The following is a 23,734-nucleotide window of genomic DNA, read 5'->3' as shown; positions in this document are numbered from 1 at the left end:
GTGGATTTCTTTATCTTGTTTCCCCGTTTAAGAAACGCTAATTTTGAATCTCATGGCGTATAAATTTGTTGATAATTACCGAGAACGTGGAGCGAGAAAAAAACTGGTTGAGTTGTTAAAATCTCGCGGAATTGAAGATCAAAATGTGTTAACAGCCATAGGTAAAGTTCCACGGCATTTCTTTTTTGATGAAACTTTTTGGAACCAAGCCTACAAAGATATTGCTTTTCCAATAGGTGATGGGCAAACTATATCCCAGCCTTACACCGTTGCTTACCAAAGTGAGCTGTTGCACATTAAAAAAGGAGATAAGGTACTCGAAATTGGAACGGGTTCAGGCTACCAGACCTGTATTTTAATGGAACTGGGGGCAAACGTTTTTACCATCGAAAGACAAGAAAATATCTACAATAGAACGATTCAGGTTTTACCCGGAATGGGCTACCGACCTACTTTTTATTGTGGCGATGGCTCGAAAGGAATTGCTGCCCACGCGCCGTACGACAAAATAATTGTTACTGCAGGTGCTCCTCTGGTTCCAGAAATTTTATTAAAACAATTAAAAATAGGCGGCATTCTGGTCATTCCGGTAGGAGATGAGAAAACCCAGAAAATGGTTACTGTTATCCGCGTAAGCGAAACCGACTACGAAAAAATTGTGTTGGATACTTTTAGGTTTGTTCCTTTAGTGGGCGACCAAGCGTGGTAGTTACTAGTCTTTAGTCTAAAGTCTTCAGTCCCTAGTCAATTCGGGCCCACGACTGCTGACTAAACTACCGCTTCATCGCTCTGTCCAGCTCACGTTTGGTATCTCTATCCTTAATGCTATCGCGTTTGTCGAATTCTTTTTTACCTTGAGCCAGTGCTATTTCTATTTTAGCGAAACCTCTTTCGTTGATGAAAATGCGTAATGGAACTATGGTATAACCTTTTTCTTCGCCTTTAAGCTTTAATTTTCTGATTTCTTTCTTCTGCAGTAATAAGGCACGGTCGCGTTTAATATCGTGATGATAGAAAGAGCTGTGTGAGTATTCCGAAACGTGAAGGTTGCGCACGTACAGGTTCCCCCCAATAAACATGCAAAATGCATCGGTCATGTTGGCTTTACCTTGTCTGATTGCTTTTATTTCAGTCCCTAAAAGCGCAATCCCTGCTACGTATTTATCTAAAAGATTGTAGTCAAAATATGCTCTTTTATTCTTTATGTGGATGTCGTTTTTCAAAATTTTAATAAAGTATATGTTGTTGTAATATTCAGCAATGGTATAAATTATACATGCCGGGTTGCAAATATCCTAAAAATTGATGTGATAATTTAGTTTTAATTTATTTCGTGTTTAATGCGATCGTCATGCTGAATTTATTTCAGCATCTTTCATACAAATAGACCCTAAAATAAATTCAGGGTGACGATTCTGAACAATGTGCATATTTGACTTCTCTTGGATAAAAATTTTCATCTGTTTGTAAAAGCTAAGGATATATTATTATGTTCGTATTTATTCGTTTAAGTTTGGACTTTAAATCTCAAAAATGAAATTCAGGAACCTACTTTTAATCTTATTGTTAGCCGTTACTTTTCAGGTAGAAGCACAGCAACCTACTTTATTGCCACAATTCACCTTTTACAAACTGGATGGAAAACCGTTTTCAAATAATGACATTAAACAAGGAAAAAAGAATCTATTTATCTTATTTGATTGTACCTGTGAGCATTGTCAGCGGGAAAGTAAAAATCTGAATGCCAATTACGCCAAATTTAAAGACATTAATATTTACATGATTACCATGGATGAGGGGTATATCATTCCGCAGTTTTTCAATTCTTATGCCAAGGGTTTAAATACCAAGCCCAATGTACTGGTATTGCAGGATAAAAAACGCATGTTTATCCCAACCTTTTTGCCAAAGCAATACCCATCAATGTACTTATATTCTTCAGCTGGTAAACTACTGATGTACCAATCGGGAGATGGTGGTGTAAAAAAGCTAATGACCGTAGTAGGTAAATAATCTTATTTTTTTGCCACAGATAAACACGGATTTTGATATCAGTGTTCATCCTTTTGATCTGTGGTTAATTATATTAACAATAAGTAAGTTAAGCTAAAGGACAGGTCTAAAAAATTACCGGATAATCAAAACCGGAATATTTACCTTATGCCGTACAGAATCAACCGTAGTGCCGAAAATAAGATCTTTTAAGCCTTTATGACCATGCGCACCCATTACTAATAGTTCGATTTCATTTTTGTTGCTGATATCAGCTATGGCTTTACCGGTACTTCCAAAACCGATAAAAGGTGTAGAATCATATCCAAGATCTTCCAGATTAGCCCTGTATTTCTCCAGGTTAGCAGCATCGCTCTGCGTTTCATGGTCCATTACATCATTACCAAGATAGCGGGCAGCAGCAGTTTCTACGATATGGATCAGGTAATAGTGTGCATCTTTGCCACCCTGAATTAAAGCATGCCGGATGGTGTTTCGATCGTTTTTAGAGAAATCTACAGCAATTCCAATCCTCTTATAACTGATTTTGTCTATTTTTCCAATATCCAAAGCATTCCCATGTGGTACAAGCTGTTTTGAAGCATTTCTTTTCTTTTCTATTAACGGGTGGAAGAAAACATAAAGCAGGAGTAAAACGATCAGGATTAATGCCGGTATTACAATCACATAAATCCACCAGTTGTTGGCTTCTTTTGCCCAGCCACTTATTTCTTCAATTACAAGTTTCACATTCAATGCGATAATAGCTAGCGCACTTGCCCATGCCAATACCTTAACCCAGGGTTTAATTGCAAAATCTTTCATCAGTTTTTTATCTGATGTAAAATGAATTAATGGAATAATGGCAAAACCCAATTGCAAGCTTAATACCACCTGACTCAATACCAACAAGCCGCCAAGTGCGTTTTCGCCATAATGTAATATAGTGAAAAATGCAGGAATAATAGCCAAAAGACGTGTAATCATACGCCGTAACCAAGGTTGAATCCTTAAGTTAATGTGGCCTTCCATAATAATCTGTCCTGCTAAAGTTCCGGTAACAGTAGAGCTTTGTCCGGCGGCGATTAACGCTATGGCAAATAGGGTTGGGGCAACATTGCCAAAAATGTTCGAAAGTAGTTTATGTGCATCCTGAATTTCAGCCACCTCGTGCAATCCATTTTTATAAAAGGCAGCTGCTGCAAGAATCAGTATGGCGGCGTTAACAAAAAAAGCAAGGTTTAATGCAACCGTTGTATCAATGAGGTTAAATTTTAAGGCCTCCTTGATTCCCTTATTACTACGCTCAATCTTCCTGGTTTGTACTAAAGATGAATGTAGATACAAGTTATGCGGCATTACAGTGGCACCAATAATCCCGATAGCAATATAAAGTGCATCGCCATTTAGTATAGACGGCTCAAATCCCTTGGCTACTTCTTTAAGTGAGGGCTCTACAATAAACATTTCAACCAGAAAGGAAATCCCAACAATAAAAACCATCGAAACAATAAAGCCTTCCATGGCCCGCATACCTTTATTGAGTAAAAAGAGTAGTAAAATGGTATCGAAAATAGTAATGGAAATACCCCAGATTAATGGCAATCCAAAAAGGAGCTGTAAACCAATCGCCATCCCGATAATTTCGGCTAAATCGCAGGCTATAATGGCGGTTTGTGCCAAGCCAAATAATGGAATATTGGCCCAACGCGGATAAGCTTGTTTAGATGCCTGTGCTAAATCCAATCCTCTTACTATCCCCAAACGGGCACTTAACGATTGTAAAAGTAACGCAATGAGGTTCGACATTAGTAAAACCCAAATTAATTGGTAACCAAATTTACTACCGCCAGCTAAATCGGTTGCCCAGTTGCCCGGATCCATGTAACCAACACTAATTAAATAGGCAGGACCAATGAAAGCTAAAATTCTTCTCCAGCCTTTTCTTTTATCTGTATTTACACTTTGATGTACTTCACTTAACGATTCAGTTTTTGCCATTACTGCTAATTAAAATATGTTTTGCAACTTCTCTACTAATATTAACTTGTTTATCTGATAACAGGATTTCTACTGAACCATCGAAATCGGTCACATCGCTGATCTGGATTTTTTTGCCTAAGGTTAAGCCTAGTTTTTCTAAATGTTTTAAAAATGCCGAGCTATGCTGGGTAACACCGGTAATGGTACCTTGATCGCCTATTGTTAGTTCGATTAATTTAATAAACTGGGTTTTGGCAAATCTTCCGTTTTTATCAGGAATGGGATCGCCATGAGGGTCGGCTTTCGGAAAGCCTAAAAACTCATCTAGTCTTTCAATCAGCTCAATTGATTTAATATGCTCTAACTCTTCAGCAACATCATGTACCTCATCCCACTTAAAGTTTAATTTGTCTACCAAAAAAACTTCCCATAAGCGATGTTTACGTACAATATCTATCGCTGTATTTTTTCCTGTTTCGGTTAAAGTAACGCCCTGGTATTTAATATAATCAACTAAACCTTTGTCTGCTAATTTCTTGATCATGTCGGTAACCGATGCCGGTTTGGTTTGCATTTGCTCTGCAATAGCATTGGTTTGAACGTTTATTGTTTTCTCTGCCAGGTGATAAATAGTCTTTAGATAGTTCTCTTCTGTGTAACTTTGCATTTATGTTTATCTAATTTTATTTTTAGGTAAATCTAAAAATTTTTATTTAAAATTTATATGATAAATTATGTTAAAATTTAGAATATAATTTGGTTATGTTTGTATTCTCAAATACCTTTAACACCATATGGCATCTGAATTAGATAAAATTGACTTTAAAATTTTAAGAATTCTTCAAGAGAATGGAAGAATTACAAACTTGCTTTTATCCCAAGAAATTGGTTTATCACCTGCACCAACTTTAGAACGTGTGCGCAAGCTTGAAATGGCAGGATATATTAAAAGTTATCATGCCTTGGTAGATGAAGAAAAACTGGGTTTAGGTATAAAAACCTTTATTCAGATTCAACTCGATTTTCATAAAAATAACACTATTCAGATCTTTTTGGATGAAGTAAATCAAATAAAGGAAATCACAGAATGTCACCACGTTACCGGTCAGGCTGATTTTCTGTTAAAAGTTTATGTGAAAGACATTAAAGCGTACGAACGTTTAATTATGGATAAAATCAGTAAGATTTCTGTGGTTAAAACTTTTCAAACGATGATGATCATGTCGACCACGAAGAAAGAACCGATTGTGCCTTTGGAGTATTAAACCGAATAATACCGTCATTTTATAGATGCGTCATGCTGAATTTATTTCAGCATCTTTCTTGCTATTAAGACCCTGAATTAATTCAGGGTGACGTATCGAGGAAGGTTAGTCGATTTCGTTATTCAATATTACTCTATTAATAATTCCTGAGACTTCTTCAGCATTTTGATAAACCATAAAGTGCGTTCCGTTTTCGATAATAAAATCTGGCTGAGCAATTTCTGAATATAAAATTTTATCGTTGGTGCCGTGAATATGGTAGATGTTTTTAGGTTTGATTTTGTTGCTCCAGCTTAAAATACTCCCAATTGCCCATTTTAGAAAACGAGGATCTGTGTCTTTTATAATCCTGCTTAGTAATGTTTTTTCACTGCTCGAGCGTGTGCCGAAATAGTAATTCTGAGTAAGTTTATTCGATGATTTTAAGAGCCTGGCGGGAATAAATTTTAACAGTCCAAGTTTCCCTGCAAAGCGGTATAATGCAGGCAGATGAGCACTCAACATTGTACTCGAAATGATAATCGTTGTTGTAGGGTTTAATAATTTCGCAATTTCTACAGCAATCATTCCGCCAAAAGAAACACCAACCAAAGCAAATGGTTGGCTTAAGTCTATTACGCTACTTAGTCGTTGAGCATATGAAGCTAATGATTCATTTATATTCGGAGTAATCCAGTCTATATGAATCATATAGATATTTTCATTAAGCTTCAGCTTAGAAAAAATCCTTTTATCGGCACCTAAACCGCTGATAAAATAGGTATTCATTAGGCTGGTAAGTTCCAGTCGATAGGGCTTAAGTTATTCTGTACTAAAAGCTGATTTGCTTTAGAGAAATGTTTCGATCCAAAAAAGCCATTGTAGGCCGAAAATGGTGATGGATGGGCAGCCGTAAGTACATAATGTTTTTTCTGATCGATTAAAGCCGATTTTTGTTGTGCATATTTACCCCACAAAAGAAATACGATATGTTCGCGTTTTTGAGATAAAGCCTTAATAATTTCATCAGTGAAAATTTCCCAGCCACGGTTTTGATGCGAGCCTGCTTCCGAAGCACGAACAGTTAAAGTTGCATTTAACAACAATACGCCTTGTTCTGCCCAATGTGTTAAGTGTCCATGGTTTGGTGTTTTAAAACCTTCAATATCAGTTTCTAACTCCTTGTAAATATTTTTTAACGATGGCGGAATGGCTACACCGCGTTGTACCGAAAAAGATAGACCATGCGCCTGGCCAATACCATGATAGGGGTCTTGGCCTAAAATAACAACCTTTACCTGGTCAAATGGCGTGGTGTTTAATGCGTTGAAAATATCACTGCCTTTTGGGTAAACCGTTGCGCCATTGTTTTTCTCCTCCTGTAAAAAAGACTTAAGGCTTTTCATGTAGTCTTTTTCAAATTCTTCTTCTAAAACGGTTAACCAACCTCGTTCTAATGCTGCAGACATGTTTTTTGCTGTAAGATGTGTTATGTAATATTTTTGATAGTTTATAGGTAATTGTTAGAATGATGAGCTGTAGCTATATTATCAACTATTAACCAATAGACTATGAACCAAAATCTTCTAAAAAAGTTTAAGATTTCTTCTTATATATCGCCAGTAAATCACCTTCGAGTGTTGTTTTTGGTCCTTCTATAATCCGCCCCAGTTCTTTTCCTTTTTTATCAAGAACAATAAAAGTTGGTACCCTTACAATATCCAGGCCATCTAGAATGCCGTTTTCAGCTTTTTTATTTCCGTCTACTGCAATAATTTCTACGTTTTTCCCTTTAAAGTGTAAGGCGTCTAAAATTTTAAAGAAGTTCGGTACGTTTGCTTTGCTGTCGCCGCACCACGTGCCTAAAACAATTTTTATTTTTTCGTTTTTAACCAGTGTTTTCAGTTCGATCATGGTTGCTGCATCAGGTATATATGCCGCGTAAAGTGGATCGTACATTTCTTTAAACTCAGGAAAAGCGGTAATTCCTTCACGTGTACAGGCGTTAATCAGAATATCTTTATTGTGGACTTGATCGTGGATTTTTTTATTAACTTCTTGTGCAGAAACATTCATTGCAAGTACGATTAGAGTGATGGATAATAGGATTTTCATATTTAAGAGACGGTTTTTTTGAACTTTTAAATTTTTAATGAAATTATTGTTTTAAAATCTAATTTCTGCCATTTAAACACGATATTTGCAAAAAAAAATAATTAGAATAAAATTTATGCCAAATATTATCAGATTAATTGCGGGGTTTGCTTTACTGGGTGGCGCAGTAGCTTTATTTATTTTCGGCTTTTGGCCATGGGGTATTGTTGCCATTTTATTGGGAATAATTGTACTGGTAACTTATTTCTTTAACGAGAACATGCTTTTAGCACAATGGTTTCTTAGAAAAGATAACATGCCTAAAGCAAAAATGTTTTTAGATCGGATTACCAATTACGAAACGCAGTTGATTAAAGTTCAACATGGTTATTATAATTTATTGATCGGGTTAATTGAAAGCAGAACAGCACCGATGCAAAGTGAGAAGTATTTCAAAAAATCGCTTGCATTGGGCATGCAGATGGATCATAACATTGCTTTAGCAAAATTAAGTTTAGCGGGCATTGCAATGGCTAAGCGTAACAAACGCGAAGCGACCATGTATCTTGCCGAAGCGAAAAAAGCAGATAAAAATAAATTACTGGCCGATCAGATTAAACAAATGAAAGATCAGATGGGCATGATGGACAAGCAGCAGCAAGTTCGTTACAGATAAAATTTTAAAGCCATTTCTTAACCGGAATGGCTTTTTTGTTTCAGCTCAGTTTGTTTATTGAAAATTGCAGCTTATAAATTACTATTTTTATGGATAATCTAACTTTTAAATATTCATGAAAAAAGTATCTTATTTACCCATGCTGGCCTTCTTAGCCATTCTAGGTGCTTGCAATAACAAAAAGGACGCTGAAGAAAGCAATGAAAGCTTTTCATCGGCAAATCCTTTTTTTAAAGCAAGCGAACTTGCCTTTCAGGCTCCTGCCTTCGACAAAATTAAAAATGGCGATTTTAAACCCGCATTGGAAGAAGGAATGAAGCAGCAGATGAACGAAATCCAGGAAATTGCTGATCAGACTGAAGCACCTGATTTTGAAAATACCATTCTGGCCATCGAAAAAAGCGGACAATTGCTGAACCGGACAAGTGTGGTTTTTAACCTACTTACAGGTGCCAATACCAATCCTGAATTGCAAAAGGTTAAAGAAGAGGAAGCTCCTAAATTAACTGCAAACACCGATGCCATTTATTTAAATACCAAACTTTTTAATCGGGTAGCAACCCTTTACAAACAGAAGGATCAGCTGAAACTGGATGCCGAATCGTTGCGTTTACTGGAGTATTATTACCAGAAATTTGAATTGGCAGGAGCAAAGCTATCTGATGCTGACAAAGACAAGCTTAAAGAGCTGAACAAAGAAGAAGCTACTTTAAGCGCAAAGTTTACCGCACAGTTACAGGCAGCAGGTAAAGGTTTAAAAAATACTACCCAGCAGCCCGAATTGCAATCAATGACCGATCGTGCCAAGCGAGAAGAACTTTTTAACAAATCATGGAACAGGGCAGAAAAAGGTGATGCAAATGATACCCGTAAAATAATTTCAAGAATTGCACAGATCCGTTCTGCTCAGGCTGCATTGCTTGGCTTTAAAAATTATGCGGCTTGGAAATTGCAAAATCAGATGGCTAAAACACCCGAAGCAGTTGAAGATTTTTTTAGTAAGGTTATTCCAGCTGCTACCGCTAAGGCAAAAAGTGAAGCGGCAGATATACAAGCCATAATCGATCAGCAAAAAGGTGGCTTTAAATTGGCCCCCTGGGATTGGGACTTTTATGCTGAACAAGTTCGCAAAGCAAAATTCGATTTAGATGAAAACGAAGTTAAACCCTATTTCGAGTTAAATAAAGTACTCATCAACGGTGTTTTTTATGCCGCAACACAACTTTACGGCATTACTTTTAAAGAACGTAAAGATTTACCTGTTTACCAGGAAGATGTTCGTGTTTTTGATGTGATAGACAAAGATGGGAAACAGCTAGGTCTGTTTTATTGTGATTACTACAAGCGTGATAATAAAGATGGTGGTGCCTGGATGGATAACCTTGTTCCCCAATCTAAGCTATTCGGCACGATACCAGTTATTTATAATGTTTGCAATTTCACCAAACCCGAAACAGGAAAACCAGCATTAATTAGTTTTGATGATGTTACAACCATGTTTCATGAATTTGGACACGGTTTACATGGTCTGTTTGCCAACCAGCAATATCCCAGTCTTTCTGGTGCAAACGTAGCCCGCGATTATGTAGAATTTCCTTCACAGTTTAATGAACATTGGGCTTCCGATCCAAAAATATTAAAGAATTATGCGCTTCACTATCAAACCGGAGCACAGATGCCACAGGCTTTGTTAGATAAAATTAAAAAGGCGAGTTCGTTTAACCAGGGGTATATTTTTACTGAAGCATTGGCAGCAGCCGATCTGGATATGCAGTGGCACACGATTTCTCCGGGTTCACCATTGCAGGATGTCGACAAATTTGAAGCCGAAGCTTTAAAGAAAACCAATCTAAATTTATCGTATGTGCCGCCACGTTACCGCTCCAGTTATTTTCTGCATATCTGGAGTAATGGCTATGCCGCAGGTTATTACGCCTATAGCTGGACTTCTATGCTTGAAAATGATGCCTTTTCGTGGTTTCAGGAGAATGGAGGACTGACCAGGGCAAATGGTCAGCGTTTTAGGGATATGATTCTGTCAAAAGGAAATACCGAAGATCTTGGCAAAATGTTTTTTAATTTCAGGGGACATAATCCTGATATTAAACCAATGCTTAAAAAACGCGGATTATTGTAAAACAAAATTATAGTACAAAGGACAGTTAACAATTGACCTTTGTACTATAATCAATAACGGGTTTAGGATGGCGCCGCTGTAGTTATGGTGCTATTTTCTTTAAATTCCATCTCTGCCGATGAACCTTTCTTTACCCAAAAGAAACTGAATAGCCTTTTTTACATTGCGGTTTACCGATTCTTCCGTTTTAAGGTTGGCTATATAACGTATAATTTCCTTCTGTAAATGGGGGGCAAGGCTGTCAAATATATCCTTAGCTTGTTTATTTTCTACTAAAGCCTGTTTCAACTTAGGATTTATCCTTATTGTCCGTTCTTCAGCATCAAATTCAATTTCGAAGCTTGCAGTATCTCCAACATCTTTGCCTGCCGCTTTTCGCATAGGGGTATTCAGGTACAAACGCCAATCGCCTGCATACTTTACCAGTGTTTGTTTAAACTCATGTCCATCAATTTTCATCGTAATCGGAAGTTGACCTTTGTCTTTCCCAGCTTGATGGAAAACATAGTTTAATGCTTCTTCCGGTACAAATACAAAGGGATTGATACCAATAATCTTAATTTCAGCAGTAAATGGCACAGGTTTCTTATTATCCATTAATTAAAGATATTGTCTTTGATTAAAACTCCATAATTTTTCGTCAACAAATCAGACGCTATGCTTTCCGCTTAACGCCATTCGTCACTTGCTCTTCTCCAAAAAATTAAAACTAAACTCCATTTTCCATTGTAGTTTATATAAAATCTAATACTATGGCAACATCACAAGAGGGGAGTACCAACAATACTCAGGAAGAAAATAACATCAAAGATTTAGGCGGCAAAGAAGCCATCGAAAAACTGAGAACACTAGCCGAAAAGGCCGAAAGCTGTTTTTTCTGTACCAATATTAAGACTGGCGTACCTTTATCGGTAAGGCCAATGGCCATTCAGCAAGTTGATGATGAGGGAAATATTTGGTTTATGAGCATGAAAGACAGTCATAAAAATGACGAGATTTCTACTGATCCTTTTACACATTTATTGTTTCAGGCTGGAGCGCACTCGGGTTTTGTAAATATTTATGGAATTTCAGAAATCAGCAGGGATCAGGCTAAAATAGACGAACTTTGGAGCCCGTTTATCAAAACATGGTTTCAGGGAGGGAAAGACGATCCAGATATTACCTTGATTAAGGTTATCCCTTCAGAGGGATATTATTGGGACACCAAACACGGCACTGCCGTTGCATTTTTAAAGATGGCAGCGTCGGTAATTACAGGAAAAACAATGGATGATTCGGTAGAAGGAACTTTGGAGGTGGATTAGTCAGGTTAACTGTTTAAAATTGTTGCAATTAACTCTCAACTGAAAGTTGCAAACTGTTAACTTGCTATTTATCCCCTAAATAATCGAATCCTTCAAGTTCTTCTCTTTGAGCTCTTTTGCTTAAGATATCTTCTTCTTCGGCTTGTACTCTTGAGAAGAACAAAGCTTCGGCCTGGATTCTTTTTATTAACTGACGTACCAACGTTAAATCAAAAGCATCTTTGCTTAATTTAATGCAGTATTCTCTTTCGTTGATTTCTAAACTTGACGTATTCATATCGCAATGATTTTAATTATCGATTGCTGTAAATATAGAGAAGGCTTGCTAAACAATTGTTAGCAAGCCTTTTAAGTTTATGTTATGTTTTTGTTAAAATCAAATCCAGAATTCCGTTTTTCGGGTCTCAGATTGATTATTTATGAGATAAGAATAAGCCTTCGTCTGTTTTGGCAACTTTTAAAATTCCTCTTCCTGTTAAAGCTTTTAAGGTTGTATCCCATTTTTTATTACTCCAATCGGCCAGTTTCCCTTTTATTTCAGTTAACAGGTATTGTTCGCCTTCCGAAACCAATGCATATAATTCTGTTTCTTCAGGTGTCATTTCTATTTTCTTTTTCTCCGGGCGCATCTGCGGGAAGAATAAAACTTCCTGAATGGTACTTTGGTTAGTCATTAACATCACCAAACGATCAATACCAATGCCTAAACCTGAAGTAGGCGGCATACCATACTCTAATGCACGTACGAAATCATCATCCATTGCCATGGCCTCGTCATCACCGCGTGCAGCTAACTTTAACTGGTCTTCTAAACGCTCTTTTTGGTCAATAGGATCGTTTAATTCTGAGTAAGCATTCGCAATCTCTTTACCATTAACAAATAGCTCAAAACGCTCTACCAATCCTTCTGCGGTACGGTGCTTTTTAGCAAGTGGCGTCATTTCGATCGGGTAGTCTGTAATGTAGGTTGGCTGGATTAAATTTGCTTCAACTTTAGCACCGAAAATTTCATCAATTAATTTACCGCGGCCCATTGTATCATCAATTTCGATACCTAAATCTTTACAAGTCTGCGCAATTTCTTCTTCTGTCATCGCCGAAACATCAATTCCGGTATATTTTTGGATCGACTCGTACATGGTTAATTTTTCGTACGGTCCTTCAAAATTAATTTCGTTGGCACCAACTTTAACTACACTTGCACCAGTTGTTGCAATAGCTACTTTTTCTAAACATTCTTCAACCATTGCCATCATCCAGATATAATCTTTATAGGCAACGTAAATTTCCATTGAAGTAAATTCAGGGTTATGCGTACGGTCCATCCCTTCATTACGGAACATTTTACCAAATTCATATACACCATCAAAACCTGCCACGATTAATCTTTTTAAATAAAGTTCATTTGCAATACGCAAATAAAGCGGCATATCTAAAGTATTATGGTGTGTGGCAAAAGGGCGCGCTGCAGCACCGCCGTGAATAGGCTGTAGGATAGGCGTTTCTACTTCCATCCAACCCTGGTTATCAAAATAATTGCGCATGGTGTTAATCACCTTGCTACGTTTGATAAAGATCTGTTTAAAATCAGGGTTTACCGTTAAATCTACATAACGCATGCGGTAGCGCAATTCTGGATTGGTAAATCCATCGTAAACATTACCTTCATCATCGCGTTTAACGATTGGTAGAGGACGTAGTGACTTAGAAAGCACCTTAAATTCAGTAACATGTACAGAAATTTCTCCTGTTTGCGTAGTGAATACATATCCTTTAACCCCGATAAAATCGCCGATATCTAAAAGTTTTTTAAAAACTGTGTTATATAGGGTTTTATCATCACCAGGACAAAGTTCATCACGCTTTAAGTAGATCTGAATTCTGCCGGTAGAATCCTGTAACTCCGTAAAAGAAGCAGCGCCCATTATATTACGGCTCATAATTCTACCTGCTAATACTACGGTCTTGTATGCTGTCTTATCTACTTCATAATTAGCTAATATATCTGCGGCATATGCATTTACCTCATACGCTTCTGCAGGATAAGGCTCAATGCCTAATGCGCGTAATTGTTTTAACGACTCACGTCGTAATACTTCTTGTTCTGATAATCCTATACTCATTTCAGGTATTTTTTGCAAAAGTAATGCTCTTGCATTTTTTGTTATTGTTAAATTTTGGTGCTTTAATGAAAAAGAAATAATTAGCTGATTAAATTTTGAATTAATATTGGAAAAAATTCAATTTTCAGTACCAATTAGCTATCCACTTAAAACAGATGGTTGCAAAGATAAGAAAGCTATTGTAATTACTAAATGCTTTATTTGATATAAAACCGCATTTTAGAATGTAAAAGCCAATGGGATAAAAAATGGATGATCAGAAGTTTTACCTATGATACTTTATTCCATATCAATTAACGGATCCCAGAATACCTTTTTAAGATTTTGAACTTTCAGGTTTTTAATTTCAACGCCTTCGCGTTCGAGAAGTTCCTGTCTTTTAGCTGTTGATGATGGATCACCGCTGAGCAAGCCGCTGCTACTGATTACCCTATAATAAGGCACAGGAGACTGTGCTGATCCGCAAGCACCAATGGCTCTGGCAACCATTCTTGATAAATTAGGTGCACCAATGGCTTTTGCAATTGCTCCGTATGATGTTACCCTTCCTTTGGGTATTTCTCTGGTTAAATCCCAAACCTGTTCAAAAAATAAATCGTGTTTCATTGTTTTGGCAAATGATACATAAAGCTATTAAATATAGCTGTTTCATAATTCATCATTTTGAATTTTATTTTATTAAGGGCTTTTATAGTGTTATTGGTCTAATAGCTAATCTGTGGTCAGAACCCTTCTGAAGTTTTTAAATATTTCTTCGAGTAAATTTTTTCAGCGATATGGATTTAGTGTTTTACAGATGTTATATTTGTTTGGATGTGAATAGCCATTTAAAAAAAAATATGCCCAATATTAAGCAAATACCACCTTCTAGTTTTGAGTTCTTAAGGTTGTTAAAAAATAACAATGAACGAGAGTGGTTTAATGACCATAAAATAGCCTACCAGAAAGAGCATGCTTATATAGAATCTTTTGCACAGGATTTATTAGATCTTATGAATACCCATGATGTAATTGAAACATCATCGGGAAAGAAAAGTTTATACCGGATTTATCGGGATACCCGTTTTTCAAATGATAAAACACCTTATAAAACCCATTGGAGCGGAAGTTTTAAACGGGCAGGTAAACAGAGAAGGGGTGGCTACTATTTTCATATAGAACCAGGTAATAGTTTTGTGGCCGGCGGCTTTTTCGGGCCTTCTCCTCAAGATTTGAAACTGATAAGGGAAAACATAAGTTTTGATGCCGGGCCTTTAAGAGAAATATTAAATGATAAAACTTTTATTGCTTCTTTCGAGACTTTGAAGGGCGAACAATTGAAAACAGCTCCGAAAGGTTTTGATGGAGACCACCAGGATATCGATCTGCTACGTTATAAACAGTTTTTGTTAGTTCATCGATTTACAGATGAGGAAGTTTTAAGTAAAGAATTCCTAGGGTATTGTAATCAGGAATTTAAAAACATGCGGCCTTTCTTTGATTATATGAGCGAAATATTAACAACCGATGCAAATGGATTGGAACTGTAATTGATTTTTGCAATTGCTGCAAAAAATTAAGGGTCATCATACTAATTTTTGCTATGATGACCCTTTTTTAATTATGATTCAGCTTCTATACCTTCCTCATACATTTCGTTAATGGCTTCGGCATATTTCTTTTCTACAATACGGCGTTTAACTTTCATGGTAGGGGTAATTTCCCCTTCATCTATATTGAAAGGATTCCGTTTGATCTTAAAGTTTTTAATGCGCTCAAATTTAGCCAGTTCGTTTGATATTTTTTTGATGTCCTGTTCCATCCAATCTATAATTTCCTGATCGCGGATAAAAGGATCAGCCTCTTCAAAAAACGATGGTTTGAGTTTAAAGGTTTCTTCCAAAGTTTCCCTGTTCGGGATAATAATTGCAGTAATAAATTCACGTTTATCTCCAATTAAAAAAAGCTGATCAATTTTTGGGCTTTTCAGATAAATGTTTTCTACCGGGGTAGGGTAAACATTTTTGCCATAAGCATTAACGATCATGTTTTTTAAACGGTCTGTAATCTGCAGGTTACCTTTATAAAAGCGACCAATATCTCCGGTATGGAACCACATGTCTTTATCTATCGCTTCGGCTGTTTCTGCTGGTTTGTTAAAGTAACCTTTCATTACGCAGTGACCGCGTACAATTACTTCACCTTCGGCACATTCAAATTCTTCGTTAAAAGTATTGTGTGTTTGGATACTGAGCATTTCTTTAGTTTCAACGTCTTGTATGCCCACTTCGATTCCTGGAATTACGCGACCAACAGTGCCATAAACCTGCCTGTGATATTCGGTAACCGACATTACGGGCGAAGTTTCTGTTAAGCCAAATCCTTCTAATATTTTAATGCCCAGATCGCCAAAAAATTCACCCACATTTTTAGGTAGGGCGGCACCGCCCGAAATCATAAACTTTAAACGTCCGCCGGTTTTCTCTTTAATTTTACTGAAAACCAATTTCTCTGCTATTCCTTTTTTTGCTGATAAAATGAAGCCTGGGTTTTTGCCAGCCTCTTTTGCTAAACGGTATTTGTTGCCAGTTTCTAAGGCCCAGGTAAATATTTTTGCTTTTGTACCTCCGCCAGCAGTTCCTCCTTTTATCGCTTTATCGTGTATGCGTTCTAAAAGGCGCGGAACGCAGCTCATCACAGTAGGACGAACCTCACCCATGTTCTTGGCCAATAACTCTAAACTTTGGGCAAATGCAATTTTACAGCCTTGTGCGCAGCACACATGGTAAGTTGCTGTGCGCTCGAATACGTGCGATAGCGGTAGAAAAGAAAGGAAAGTTTCCGTTTGATCAATCACAGGGATCTGCTGCAAGCAAACCTCCACATTCTTAACAAAGTTATAATGGGTAAGCATTACACCTTTTGGGGTTCCTGTTGTTCCTGAGGTGTAAATTAAAGAGGAAACATCGTCAGGTAAAACCAAACTTCTGCATTGGTCAATGTCAGCCCTTTCGGCAGCCGTAATCTGATGTTTAAGCGCCAGAATATCAGAAAAGGCAATAACTTCTACATGTACATCCTCTGGAATAACAACTTTTTCAAAATCTTTAAAAGCAGGAATAATATATTTTAACTGTTTGCAATTGGCTGCTACCTTTAATACTTTACGGTATAGAAAGTTATTTCCAATAAGAATAGCTTTTATACCAGAGTCGTTAATGATATAAGCTACTTCCTGTTCAGAAAGCGTAGGGTAAATGGAAACGTTAATTACACCAATCTGCTGTATTCCCTGGTCATAATATACGTATTCAGGTGAATTCTCTATCATTAATCCTAATCGGTCGCCTTTTTTTATTCCTTTCTCTAAAAAGAAAGCGGAAATAGCGTCGGCTCTTTTTAAGGTATCTTCATAAGAAATTTCAGTCCATTCTGCACCTTGTTTATGAATCAAAAAGGTTTCTTGGGGCTTATGGATGTTTTTTACAACATTCCGCAACAAGGTAGGAACAGTTGAAAATTCGTTTATTAATGGCATGCTCGTATTGGTTCGCTAATTATAATTAACAATTATAAGACTTTTTGGTTTAAAAATACAAATTGGCGCTTTAGGCTTTGGTTGTTTAAGTAGTTTTAAGGCTGTATTGATATTTCAATGGGTCCAACTTCGATGTCGTCATTTCGAGCGGACCCGATAGCTATCGGGTGCAACGAAGTCGAGAACCATGATTGCTCAGCGTAGCTAAATCTATCGAGATAGATCTCTCCGCTACAAGCGTTTCGGTCGAGATGACGTATCTTGTGAAGAACAAACCTCTTAAAACGCAAAAAAGGTTCCATAAAATGAAACCTTTTTTTATAAGTTGTATCGACTCGATTAAACTGAAAAACTTTCGCCACAGCCACAGCTACGGCTGGCATTTGGGTTTATAAAGTTAAAACCTTTTCCGTTTAAGCCATCAGTGAAGTCGAGTTCAGTTCCGGCCAAATAAAGGAATGATTTCATATCCAAAGCAATTTTGATTCCTCTGTCTTCAAAAAACTGATCGCCTTTTTGTTCTTCGTTATCAAAATCTAAATTATATGATAAGCCCGAACAGCCACCACCTTTTACTGAAACGCGTAAAAAGTAATCAGAACCCATTTCCGAATCCTGCATTAAGTGGGTGATTTTTTCTTTTGCTTTATCTGTTATTGTGATCATAGTATTATGATTTGAGATTTGAGATGTTAGATTGGAGATATATTTGAGCGCCTTAAGGCTCATATCTCAAATCTACTGTCTCATATCTATTTTAATGGTGTGATTTTTCTAACACAATTGCTTCTAAGCCATTTTTAACGCGGTAATCGTTAATGGCCGATTTAATTGCATCTTCTGCCAAAACTGAGCAGTGAATTTTTACCGGAGGTAAAGCCAATTCTTCAACAATATCCATATTGTCAATAGATAAAGCCTCATCAATTGTTTTTCCTTTTAACCATTCTGTAGCTAAAGAAGAAGAAGCAATAGCCGAACCACAACCAAATGTTTTAAATTTAGCATCAGTGATTACGTTATCTTCTCCAACTTCAATCTGTAAACGCATTACGTCACCGCACTCAGGTGCACCAACTAATCCTGTTCCTACAAATTTGCTGTCTTTATTTAAAGTACCTACGTTACGTGGGTTATTGTAATGGTCAATTACTTTTTCTGAATATGCCATGATTTTATTTTTTTAATCTCCTTACGGAGCAAATTTTTAATTAGTTTTCAACTTGGAGTTTGGCGATTTGCGTAAAGCGTTTGGCGATTAACCTTCTACCTTAAGCCTTCCGGCCCTCTACCTTTCTTAGTGTTCCGCCCACTCAATTTTACTCAAGTCAATTCCTTCTTTAAACATTTCCCAAAGTGGAGAAAGTTCTCTTAAGTGGTTAACTGCTTTTTGAGTAACTTCAATAGCCTGATCGATCTCTGCTTCAGTTGTAAACCTTCCTAAACCGTAACGGATAGATGAGTGAGCTAAATCATCTGATAAACCTAAGCTTTTTAAAACGTATGATGGTTCTAAAGATGCTGAAGTACAAGCTGATCCTGAAGATACCGCTAAATCACTCATCGCCATCATTAAACCTTCACCCTCAACATATTTAAAAGAGATATTGGCTACATGTGGTAAACGGTGTTGTGTATTACCATTAACATAACTCTCTTCCATTTTGTTCAAAGTAGTTTCTAACTTATCGCGTAAAGCAGCTAAACGAACTGATTCACTTTCCATTTCCAAACGGCAAAGTTCGCAGGCTTTACCTAAACCAACAATACCTGGAACGTTTAATGTACCAGAACGCATTCCGCGCTCGTGGCCACCACCATCCATTTGTGCGGTAACTTTAACCCTTGGGTTTTTACGGCGAACGTAAAGTACACCAACACCTTTCGGACCATACATTTTGTGTGCCGAGAAAGCCATTAAGTCAATACCATCAGCATTTACATCAACCGGAATTTTACCAACTGCCTGCGTAGCATCAGTCATAAATAAAGCACCGTGTTTGTGTGCAATTGCTGCAATTTCTTTAACGGGTTGAATTACACCGATTTCGTTGTTGCCATACATAATCGAAACTAAAATTGTTTCAGGAGTCATAGCAGCTTCTAATTCAGCTAAATCAATTAAACCGTCTTCTTTAACGCCTAAATAAGTTACACGTGCACCGTTTTTCTCCAGGTGTTTGCAAGTATCTAAAACCGCTTTATGTTCAGTAACCGCAGTAATAATGTGGTTACCTTTTTCTTTGTACATTTCAAATACACCTTTAATAGCCAGGTTATCGGCCTCAGTAGCACCTGATGTAAAAATAATTTCTTTTTCAGTACAGCCGATTAGTTTGGCTACCTGCTCACGGGCATAATCTACACCCTCTTCAGCCACCCAGCCAAACGCGTGATTACGACTTGCGGCATTTCCAAATTTCTCTGTAAAGTAAGGTAGCATTGCTTCCAACACCCTTGGATCTAACGGGGTGGTTGCATTATTATCTAAATATATCGGCTGTTTCATCTCTATTCTGTTAATTATAACACAAAGATACGAAAAAACTTATTTAACAATTATAAATAATAGCTATGACCTTATAGAGAAAAGCTGCATTTTTACATTCACATAACCTTATAATCTATGAATAAGATAGAACACATCGGCATCGCGGTAAAAGACCTTAACAGTTCCATAGATATTTATCAGAAACTATTGAATACTGATTGCTATAAAACTGAGCAAGTTGCATCCGAGTTTGTAAATACGGCCTTCTTTAAAACTGGCGAAAACAAGGTAGAACTGCTGCAGGCTACTGCTCCAGATAGTGCAATAGCTAAATTTATCGAAAAAAAAGGAGAGGGGATTCATCATATCGCTTTTCTGGTTGATGATATCCTGGCCGAAATGGAACGCCTGCACAAAGAAGGTTTTGTGCTGCTCAGCGATTCACCAAAAAAGGGTGCTGATAATAAGATGGTGTGTTTTGTGCATCCGAAAGATACCAATGGTGTGCTGATTGAGATCTGCCAGGAAATTAAATGGATTTAGAAGATGTTAATGCGATTGTTTCATTCCCCTCTTTTAGAGGGGTGCCTGCAAGGCGGGGTGTCAATTGATCCATGATTTGTTTTTGAAAACGAGTGGTTCCGTACTCTATAGCCTCTTCAGCCCTGCTAACCGCTATAGTCCCGATGAAGAATCGGGAGCTGCCGCTTTTATCAGGTTTATTTAAATTGGCCTGTGGTTCTTGGGTAGTGCAAATTGCCTAAAATATAAACTTGATCTTAAAATCCTGTAATCCCAAAAATCCTATTCTATGTCATTAATTAGTATAATCAGTAAAGATTTCGATATACCAGATGATCTTTCTGAGAATCAGTTGCGGGATGCAATGGTTGATGCCTTTGCTTATCTAATCGATAACGACTTTCCAAAACTGATCCAGATCTTGTATAAAGCCGATGTAGATCAGTATAAATTAAAAGAATTATTAGAAACTGTAGAGGGTTCAAGCTCGGCTGAAGTAATTGCTGATGCTTATATCGCCCGCCAAATGGCTAAAATAGAAACCTGGAAAAAATACAGTCAAAAGAAGGATTAAGAGCGAAGCTTATTCTTGTGAAGGATTAAAACGGTTGTACATATCCATATCAAAAAACGAAATGGAATTGATCTTATCCGCTTTTAGTACGAGGTCGGTTTTTAACTCATCCGTATTTGCAACAGAGCCATCTTCAATATAACTGGCATAAACCGTTAAATACTGGGTGGTAAAAACCAATTCTTTATCGTCAGCTTTGCGGTAACCGCTAAAAGCAGGCGTAATGCGGATATAACTTGTAGTAAAGGGCTTTGGCAGTTCTTTAACCCAGCCAATGTAAAATTTACCGCTATCCATGGTAAACTGCAAAAGGTGGGCATCAAAAAAAGACGAACTCAATAGAAGTTCAAATTCATTTCCTGAGGTAGCTATTGCCCTTTTAATTGCCTTAAGGCGATTAATAAAAAGATTTGCGATTTCTGTTGTACCTACCGCAACAAATAACGACATGCTGGTGGTTCCGAAATAAGGTGTGTGGATGGGAAGTAATCTGCTTAATTGCTCAACGGTTTCAGGAAAGATGGCAATGAGTAATCCTCTTAATAAAAAGCATACACCTAAAAGCAGGATGCCTGCAAAAGCGGAATTTAGCAATACGCGTTGGTTTTCTAGCCGATATTGTACATATCGAAGGTATCTGAACCTAATAAGAATATAGTAGCCGCCTACAAGAGGGAATAAGAGCAGGTTAAAAGGCATCTATATTGGCTATTTCTTGTTTTTATCCTTTTCTATCTTTTTGAAAATACTCGACTCCATTAGAGCGCCCACCATTTGTCTGATCCTTGGCTGTGCAAAGAAATCGGGGCTTTTAATGTAGAGCTTTCCGCTACTGCTAGAATGGATAATTCCATCAAACTCGCTATCTTTTCTCATATATCAAATTTACACATATTTTTTAAATATCTGAAAAACAATATTCAGTCCAAAAAAGTTTAGGTTTGTTGTATTATATGCGGATGGAGCAGTCGTTTTACAATAAACATTGTTTAAATCAGTTTTTACTAAAACAGATGCCTGGAAATCTTATAATTTAAAATTTTAATTTAGGCTTGTAAATCAAAAATAAAATTAAGATATTTGCATCCTCTAAAATAGAGGTAGAAAGACTAATAGGAAATGTCATAAGCGTTGTTGCCAGCAAATTGCAAAAATGTTCTTGATGCTTTCACACAAATAACTAAAAATAATATTCAAATGAAAAAAGATTTGCACCCAACAAGCTACAGACCAGTTGTTTTTAAAGATATGTCTAACGAATATGCTTTCTTAACAAAATCTTGCGTAGATACTAAAGAAACAATTAAATGGGAAGATGGTAACGAGTATCCTCTTTATAAATTAGAGATTTCTCACACTTCACACCCTTTTTATACTGGTAAGATGAAATTGGTTGATACAGCAGGACGTATCGATAAATTCAAAAACCGTTACGCTAAGAAATAATTTTAGCAATAAAAAAGCATTTTTTGAAGTCCCTTTGCCAAAAGCATCGGGACTTTTTTTATTTTTGTTGCTTATGACAATCAATCTTTTTGATGATTCTTGCTGGGCATCTCTCCGCCCACTTACTTTTACCAGGCCTGTGGCCGATTTACGCATTGGTATTTTAACCATTGCCGAGAAATGGGCAAAATATTTAAAGGCAGATTTTGGCTTTCATACCCAAGATTACCTCTCTGTAAAATTTGCGCCTAAGCCTAATGCCGATTTATTTATAAACGGTTCTGTTTGTCCGGATGAAACTTTGCTAAACGCCGTAGATAAGCTTAAAGCAGGTGAAGTGCTTTACAAAAGAGATGTCATAATCGCATATATCGCAGATCAGCACGACTTAGAATCGGTTAAATCGCTAAAGTCGGTAGAATACACAGGAGATTTTATACAGATTGTTTATCCAGAACATATTTTTGGTAATAATCCCGGAGAGATCAGAAAAGATTTTAAATTATTGACCGAAGGACGCAGTTCGGCAAATTTAAGCGGTACCAATCAGCTACTCGGAGATGATATTTTTCTAGAGGAGGGAGCGAAAGCTGAATGCAGCGTATTTAATAGCACTTACGGACCGATTTATATCGGTAAGAATTCCGAGGTTTGGGAAGGTTCTTTAATAAGGGGATCCTTTGCGCTTTGTGATAATTCATCAATAAAAATGGGGGCCAAAATATATTCAGGTACTACCATAGGTCCGAATAGCCGTGCAGGAGGCGAAATTAACAATTCGGTAATCTGGGGCAATTCGGCCAAAGGCCATGAGGGTTATTTGGGCAATTCGGTAATGGGAGAGTGGTGCAATATAGGTGCCGATACCAACAATTCGAATTTAAAAAACAACTATGCCGAAGTAAAACTGTACGATTATGAAAGTAAAAAAATGCGGAACACCAACCTGCAGTTTTGTGGTTTAATTATGGCCGATCATGCTAAATCGGGCATAAATACCATGTTTAATACGGGTAGTGTGGTTGGTATTGGTGCCAATGTTTTTGGTGCGGGCTTTCCTCCACACCATATACCTGATTTTAGTTGGGGAGGTGCCAGCGGTTTCGATATCTATAAATTAAATAAAATGTTCGAAACAACCGAAAAGGTATTTGCCCGAAAAAATATTGCTTTTGATGAAGTAGAAAAGGATATTATTACTAAAGTATTTGAATTAACTGAATCGTATAGACGATTTTAATATAAAACCCGATCTGGAAAGATCAACCAAGCATTAAATAATACAAAATGAGAAAAAAGATTGTTGCCGGTAACTGGAAAATGAATTTAGATTATAACGAAGGTGTTTCGTTATTCAGCGAAATCGTAAATATGGTTAAAGATGAGCGCAAAGGCGATCAGCTGGCTATTATTTGCTCACCGTTTATTCACTTAAACAGCTTGGCAAAATTGGGTGGTAACGATGTTAAAATTGGCGCTCAAAATATCAGCGATAAAGAAAGTGGTGCATATACAGGCGAAACTTCAGCTAAAATGGTGAAATCTGTTGGTGCAGAATACGTTATTTTAGGTCACTCTGAACGCAGACAATATTTCGCTGAAAGCGATGCTTTATTGGCTGAAAAAAC

The 23,734-nt window shown here is 37.0% G+C and carries 28 protein-coding genes; 12 read left to right on the top strand and 16 right to left on the bottom strand.

The annotated features are described in order from the left end of the window. Nucleotides 1-52: 52 nt before the first annotated feature. The gene (locus tag ASU31_RS19845; RefSeq protein WP_057934017.1) at nt 53-709 is read left to right on the top strand and encodes a protein-L-isoaspartate(D-aspartate) O-methyltransferase; all 657 of its coding nucleotides are present in this window, start codon (nt 53-55) and stop codon (nt 707-709) included. Nucleotides 710-773: 64 nt separating this feature from the next. Here the strand turns inward: ASU31_RS19845 and smpB are convergent, their stop codons facing one another. Next, on the bottom strand, nt 774-1,223 hold the full coding sequence (gene smpB, locus ASU31_RS19840; protein WP_057934016.1) for an SsrA-binding protein: 450 nt from the start codon (nt 1,221-1,223) through the stop codon (nt 774-776). A 310-nt stretch (nt 1,224-1,533) separates the two neighbouring features. Here smpB and ASU31_RS19835 point away from each other — a divergent pair, with 310 nt between their 5' ends. Next, on the top strand, nt 1,534-2,013 hold the full coding sequence (locus ASU31_RS19835) for a TlpA family protein disulfide reductase (protein ID WP_057934015.1): 480 nt from the start codon (nt 1,534-1,536) through the stop codon (nt 2,011-2,013). 114 nt (nt 2,014-2,127) lie between these two features. On the opposite strand, the gene ASU31_RS19830 is transcribed toward ASU31_RS19835, so the two are convergent. Together ASU31_RS19830 and ASU31_RS19825 are read right to left on the bottom strand one after the other, a co-directional pair. Further along, nucleotides 2,128-3,993 (bottom strand): Nramp family divalent metal transporter, encoded by a 1,866-nt coding sequence (locus ASU31_RS19830; protein ID WP_057934014.1) that lies wholly within the window; start codon nt 3,991-3,993, stop codon nt 2,128-2,130. Continuing rightward, the gene (locus ASU31_RS19825) at nt 3,980-4,642 is read right to left on the bottom strand and encodes a metal-dependent transcriptional regulator (protein WP_057934013.1); all 663 of its coding nucleotides are present in this window, start codon (nt 4,640-4,642) and stop codon (nt 3,980-3,982) included. Before ASU31_RS19825 ends, ASU31_RS19830 begins: the two co-directional genes overlap by 14 nt. Nucleotides 4,643-4,769: 127 nt before the next feature. Here ASU31_RS19825 and ASU31_RS19820 point away from each other — a divergent pair, with 127 nt between their 5' ends. Then, complete coding sequence (locus tag ASU31_RS19820; protein WP_025142637.1) at nt 4,770-5,240, top strand: Lrp/AsnC family transcriptional regulator; 471 nt, start codon at nt 4,770-4,772, stop codon at nt 5,238-5,240. Nucleotides 5,241-5,345: 105 nt separating this feature from the next. Here ASU31_RS19820 and ASU31_RS19815 read toward each other — a convergent pair whose 3' ends face one another. The 3 genes from ASU31_RS19815 to ASU31_RS19805 form a co-directional block, all read right to left on the bottom strand. After that, on the bottom strand, nt 5,346-6,008 hold the full coding sequence (locus ASU31_RS19815) for an alpha/beta hydrolase (protein ID WP_057934012.1): 663 nt from the start codon (nt 6,006-6,008) through the stop codon (nt 5,346-5,348). Further along, nucleotides 6,008-6,688, bottom strand: a complete 681-nt coding sequence (gene ung / locus ASU31_RS19810; RefSeq protein WP_057934011.1) for a uracil-DNA glycosylase — start codon at nt 6,686-6,688, stop codon at nt 6,008-6,010. Before ung ends, ASU31_RS19815 begins: the two co-directional genes overlap by 1 nt. A 127-nt stretch (nt 6,689-6,815) precedes the next feature. After that, a complete protein-coding gene (locus ASU31_RS19805; protein WP_057934010.1) occupies nt 6,816-7,334 on the bottom strand; it encodes a thioredoxin family protein in 519 nt (172 codons plus the stop codon). Between the two features lie 115 nt (nt 7,335-7,449). On the opposite strand from ASU31_RS19805, the gene ASU31_RS19800 reads away from it, so the two are divergent. Both ASU31_RS19800 and ASU31_RS19795 read left to right on the top strand, forming a co-directional pair. Beyond that, the gene (locus tag ASU31_RS19800) at nt 7,450-7,989 is read left to right on the top strand and encodes a DUF2892 domain-containing protein (protein WP_029280631.1); all 540 of its coding nucleotides are present in this window, start codon (nt 7,450-7,452) and stop codon (nt 7,987-7,989) included. A 115-nt stretch (nt 7,990-8,104) separates the two neighbouring features. After that, the gene (locus tag ASU31_RS19795) at nt 8,105-10,126 is read left to right on the top strand and encodes a M3 family metallopeptidase (protein WP_057934009.1); all 2,022 of its coding nucleotides are present in this window, start codon (nt 8,105-8,107) and stop codon (nt 10,124-10,126) included. 99 nt (nt 10,127-10,225) lie between these two features. Here ASU31_RS19795 and ASU31_RS19790 read toward each other — a convergent pair whose 3' ends face one another. After that, nucleotides 10,226-10,723, bottom strand: a complete 498-nt coding sequence (locus ASU31_RS19790) for a YdeI/OmpD-associated family protein (RefSeq protein ID WP_057934008.1) — start codon at nt 10,721-10,723, stop codon at nt 10,226-10,228. Nucleotides 10,724-10,878: 155 nt separating this feature from the next. On the opposite strand from ASU31_RS19790, the gene ASU31_RS19785 reads away from it, so the two are divergent. Next, nucleotides 10,879-11,433, top strand: coding sequence for a pyridoxamine 5'-phosphate oxidase family protein (locus tag ASU31_RS19785; protein WP_057934007.1), 555 nt, complete (start codon nt 10,879-10,881; stop codon nt 11,431-11,433). A 64-nt stretch (nt 11,434-11,497) separates the two neighbouring features. Here ASU31_RS19785 and ASU31_RS19780 read toward each other — a convergent pair whose 3' ends face one another. The 3 genes from ASU31_RS19780 to ASU31_RS19770 all read right to left on the bottom strand — a co-directional run bounded on the left by ASU31_RS19780 (nt 11,498) and on the right by ASU31_RS19770 (nt 14,162). Continuing rightward, a complete protein-coding gene (locus ASU31_RS19780) occupies nt 11,498-11,710 on the bottom strand; it encodes a hypothetical protein (protein WP_057934006.1) in 213 nt (70 codons plus the stop codon). A 136-nt stretch (nt 11,711-11,846) separates the two neighbouring features. Further along, the gene (gene lysS, locus ASU31_RS19775; RefSeq protein ID WP_057934005.1) at nt 11,847-13,556 is read right to left on the bottom strand and encodes a lysine--tRNA ligase; all 1,710 of its coding nucleotides are present in this window, start codon (nt 13,554-13,556) and stop codon (nt 11,847-11,849) included. 279 nt (nt 13,557-13,835) lie between these two features. Then, nucleotides 13,836-14,162, bottom strand: coding sequence for an MGMT family protein (locus tag ASU31_RS19770; RefSeq protein WP_057934004.1), 327 nt, complete (start codon nt 14,160-14,162; stop codon nt 13,836-13,838). Between the two features lie 233 nt (nt 14,163-14,395). Between ASU31_RS19770 and ASU31_RS19765 the strand changes: the two genes are divergently transcribed. After that, nucleotides 14,396-15,085, top strand: a complete 690-nt coding sequence (locus ASU31_RS19765; RefSeq protein WP_057934094.1) for a DUF2461 domain-containing protein — start codon at nt 14,396-14,398, stop codon at nt 15,083-15,085. 71 nt (nt 15,086-15,156) lie between these two features. Here ASU31_RS19765 and ASU31_RS19760 read toward each other — a convergent pair whose 3' ends face one another. The 4 genes from ASU31_RS19760 to ASU31_RS19745 all read right to left on the bottom strand — a co-directional run bounded on the left by ASU31_RS19760 (nt 15,157) and on the right by ASU31_RS19745 (nt 19,582). Then, nucleotides 15,157-17,073, bottom strand: a complete 1,917-nt coding sequence (locus ASU31_RS19760; protein ID WP_057934003.1) for an AMP-dependent synthetase/ligase — start codon at nt 17,071-17,073, stop codon at nt 15,157-15,159. Between the two features lie 339 nt (nt 17,074-17,412). Beyond that, nucleotides 17,413-17,739, bottom strand: a complete 327-nt coding sequence (locus ASU31_RS19755; RefSeq protein ID WP_025142623.1) for a HesB/IscA family protein — start codon at nt 17,737-17,739, stop codon at nt 17,413-17,415. 91 nt (nt 17,740-17,830) lie between these two features. Continuing rightward, nucleotides 17,831-18,244: a Fe-S cluster assembly scaffold IscU gene (gene iscU, locus ASU31_RS19750; RefSeq protein ID WP_025142622.1), complete on the bottom strand. Its 414-nt coding sequence runs from the start codon at nt 18,242-18,244 to the stop codon at nt 17,831-17,833. A gap of 126 nt (nt 18,245-18,370) precedes the next feature. Continuing rightward, nucleotides 18,371-19,582 carry an IscS subfamily cysteine desulfurase gene (locus tag ASU31_RS19745; protein ID WP_029275719.1) on the bottom strand — a complete coding sequence of 404 codons (1,212 nt, stop codon included), beginning with the start codon at nt 19,580-19,582 and terminating at the stop codon, nt 18,371-18,373. Nucleotides 19,583-19,699: 117 nt separating this feature from the next. Between ASU31_RS19745 and mce the strand changes: the two genes are divergently transcribed. Together mce and ASU31_RS19735 are read left to right on the top strand one after the other, a co-directional pair. After that, nucleotides 19,700-20,107, top strand: a complete 408-nt coding sequence (mce, locus tag ASU31_RS19740) for a methylmalonyl-CoA epimerase (protein ID WP_057934002.1) — start codon at nt 19,700-19,702, stop codon at nt 20,105-20,107. A gap of 268 nt (nt 20,108-20,375) precedes the next feature. Next, complete coding sequence (locus ASU31_RS19735; protein ID WP_057934001.1) at nt 20,376-20,660, top strand: hypothetical protein; 285 nt, start codon at nt 20,376-20,378, stop codon at nt 20,658-20,660. Between the two features lie 9 nt (nt 20,661-20,669). On the opposite strand, the gene ASU31_RS19730 is transcribed toward ASU31_RS19735, so the two are convergent. Continuing rightward, nucleotides 20,670-21,254, bottom strand: a complete 585-nt coding sequence (locus ASU31_RS19730) for a hypothetical protein (protein WP_057934000.1) — start codon at nt 21,252-21,254, stop codon at nt 20,670-20,672. Nucleotides 21,255-21,368: 114 nt separating this feature from the next. Further along, on the bottom strand, nt 21,369-21,536 hold the full coding sequence (locus tag ASU31_RS27590) for a hypothetical protein (protein ID WP_157258143.1): 168 nt from the start codon (nt 21,534-21,536) through the stop codon (nt 21,369-21,371). Between the two features lie 321 nt (nt 21,537-21,857). On the opposite strand from ASU31_RS27590, the gene ASU31_RS19725 reads away from it, so the two are divergent. The 3 genes from ASU31_RS19725 to ASU31_RS19715 all read left to right on the top strand — a co-directional run. Further along, nucleotides 21,858-22,106 carry a type B 50S ribosomal protein L31 gene (locus tag ASU31_RS19725; protein WP_025142617.1) on the top strand — a complete coding sequence of 83 codons (249 nt, stop codon included), beginning with the start codon at nt 21,858-21,860 and terminating at the stop codon, nt 22,104-22,106. Nucleotides 22,107-22,179: 73 nt separating this feature from the next. After that, nucleotides 22,180-23,346, top strand: coding sequence for a putative sugar nucleotidyl transferase (locus ASU31_RS19720; RefSeq protein WP_057933999.1), 1,167 nt, complete (start codon nt 22,180-22,182; stop codon nt 23,344-23,346). A gap of 47 nt (nt 23,347-23,393) precedes the next feature. Further along, nucleotides 23,394-23,734 (top strand): triose-phosphate isomerase family protein (locus ASU31_RS19715; RefSeq protein WP_167346214.1); only part of this gene is annotated, 341 nt, incomplete at its 3' end.

Origin of the sequence: Pedobacter ginsenosidimutans (genome assembly GCF_001442625.1) — a bacterium.
Lineage (GTDB): Bacteria > Bacteroidota > Bacteroidia > Sphingobacteriales > Sphingobacteriaceae > Pedobacter > Pedobacter ginsenosidimutans.
This window is presented reverse-complemented; position numbering and strand designations above follow the sequence as displayed.

Excerpts from the sequence above, each read along its gene's own strand:
- ASU31_RS19845 (WP_057934017.1), top strand. The coding sequence starts at position 53 with ATGGCGTATAAATTTGTTGATAATTACCGAGAACGTGGAGCGAGAAAA.
- ASU31_RS19835 (WP_057934015.1), top strand. The coding sequence starts at position 1,534 with ATGAAATTCAGGAACCTACTTTTAATCTTATTGTTAGCCGTTACTTTT.
- ASU31_RS19830 (WP_057934014.1), bottom strand. The coding sequence starts at position 3,993 with ATGGCAAAAACTGAATCGTTAAGTGAAGTACATCAAAGTGTAAATACA.
- ASU31_RS19825 (WP_057934013.1), bottom strand. The coding sequence starts at position 4,642 with ATGCAAAGTTACACAGAAGAGAACTATCTAAAGACTATTTATCACCTG.
- ASU31_RS19820 (WP_025142637.1), top strand. The coding sequence starts at position 4,770 with ATGGCATCTGAATTAGATAAAATTGACTTTAAAATTTTAAGAATTCTT.
- ASU31_RS19815 (WP_057934012.1), bottom strand. The coding sequence starts at position 6,008 with ATGAATACCTATTTTATCAGCGGTTTAGGTGCCGATAAAAGGATTTTT.
- ung (WP_057934011.1), bottom strand. The coding sequence starts at position 6,688 with ATGTCTGCAGCATTAGAACGAGGTTGGTTAACCGTTTTAGAAGAAGAA.
- ASU31_RS19805 (WP_057934010.1), bottom strand. The coding sequence starts at position 7,334 with ATGAAAATCCTATTATCCATCACTCTAATCGTACTTGCAATGAATGTT.
- ASU31_RS19800 (WP_029280631.1), top strand. The coding sequence starts at position 7,450 with ATGCCAAATATTATCAGATTAATTGCGGGGTTTGCTTTACTGGGTGGC.
- ASU31_RS19795 (WP_057934009.1), top strand. The coding sequence starts at position 8,105 with ATGAAAAAAGTATCTTATTTACCCATGCTGGCCTTCTTAGCCATTCTA.
- ASU31_RS19790 (WP_057934008.1), bottom strand. The coding sequence starts at position 10,723 with ATGGATAATAAGAAACCTGTGCCATTTACTGCTGAAATTAAGATTATT.
- ASU31_RS19785 (WP_057934007.1), top strand. The coding sequence starts at position 10,879 with ATGGCAACATCACAAGAGGGGAGTACCAACAATACTCAGGAAGAAAAT.
- ASU31_RS19780 (WP_057934006.1), bottom strand. The coding sequence starts at position 11,710 with ATGAATACGTCAAGTTTAGAAATCAACGAAAGAGAATACTGCATTAAA.
- lysS (WP_057934005.1), bottom strand. The coding sequence starts at position 13,556 with ATGAGTATAGGATTATCAGAACAAGAAGTATTACGACGTGAGTCGTTA.
- ASU31_RS19770 (WP_057934004.1), bottom strand. The coding sequence starts at position 14,162 with ATGAAACACGATTTATTTTTTGAACAGGTTTGGGATTTAACCAGAGAA.
- ASU31_RS19765 (WP_057934094.1), top strand. The coding sequence starts at position 14,396 with ATGCCCAATATTAAGCAAATACCACCTTCTAGTTTTGAGTTCTTAAGG.
- ASU31_RS19760 (WP_057934003.1), bottom strand. The coding sequence starts at position 17,073 with ATGCCATTAATAAACGAATTTTCAACTGTTCCTACCTTGTTGCGGAAT.
- ASU31_RS19755 (WP_025142623.1), bottom strand. The coding sequence starts at position 17,739 with ATGATCACAATAACAGATAAAGCAAAAGAAAAAATCACCCACTTAATG.
- iscU (WP_025142622.1), bottom strand. The coding sequence starts at position 18,244 with ATGGCATATTCAGAAAAAGTAATTGACCATTACAATAACCCACGTAAC.
- ASU31_RS19745 (WP_029275719.1), bottom strand. The coding sequence starts at position 19,582 with ATGAAACAGCCGATATATTTAGATAATAATGCAACCACCCCGTTAGAT.
- mce (WP_057934002.1), top strand. The coding sequence starts at position 19,700 with ATGAATAAGATAGAACACATCGGCATCGCGGTAAAAGACCTTAACAGT.
- ASU31_RS19735 (WP_057934001.1), top strand. The coding sequence starts at position 20,376 with ATGTCATTAATTAGTATAATCAGTAAAGATTTCGATATACCAGATGAT.
- ASU31_RS27590 (WP_157258143.1), bottom strand. The coding sequence starts at position 21,536 with ATGAGAAAAGATAGCGAGTTTGATGGAATTATCCATTCTAGCAGTAGC.
- ASU31_RS19725 (WP_025142617.1), top strand. The coding sequence starts at position 21,858 with ATGAAAAAAGATTTGCACCCAACAAGCTACAGACCAGTTGTTTTTAAA.
- ASU31_RS19720 (WP_057933999.1), top strand. The coding sequence starts at position 22,180 with ATGACAATCAATCTTTTTGATGATTCTTGCTGGGCATCTCTCCGCCCA.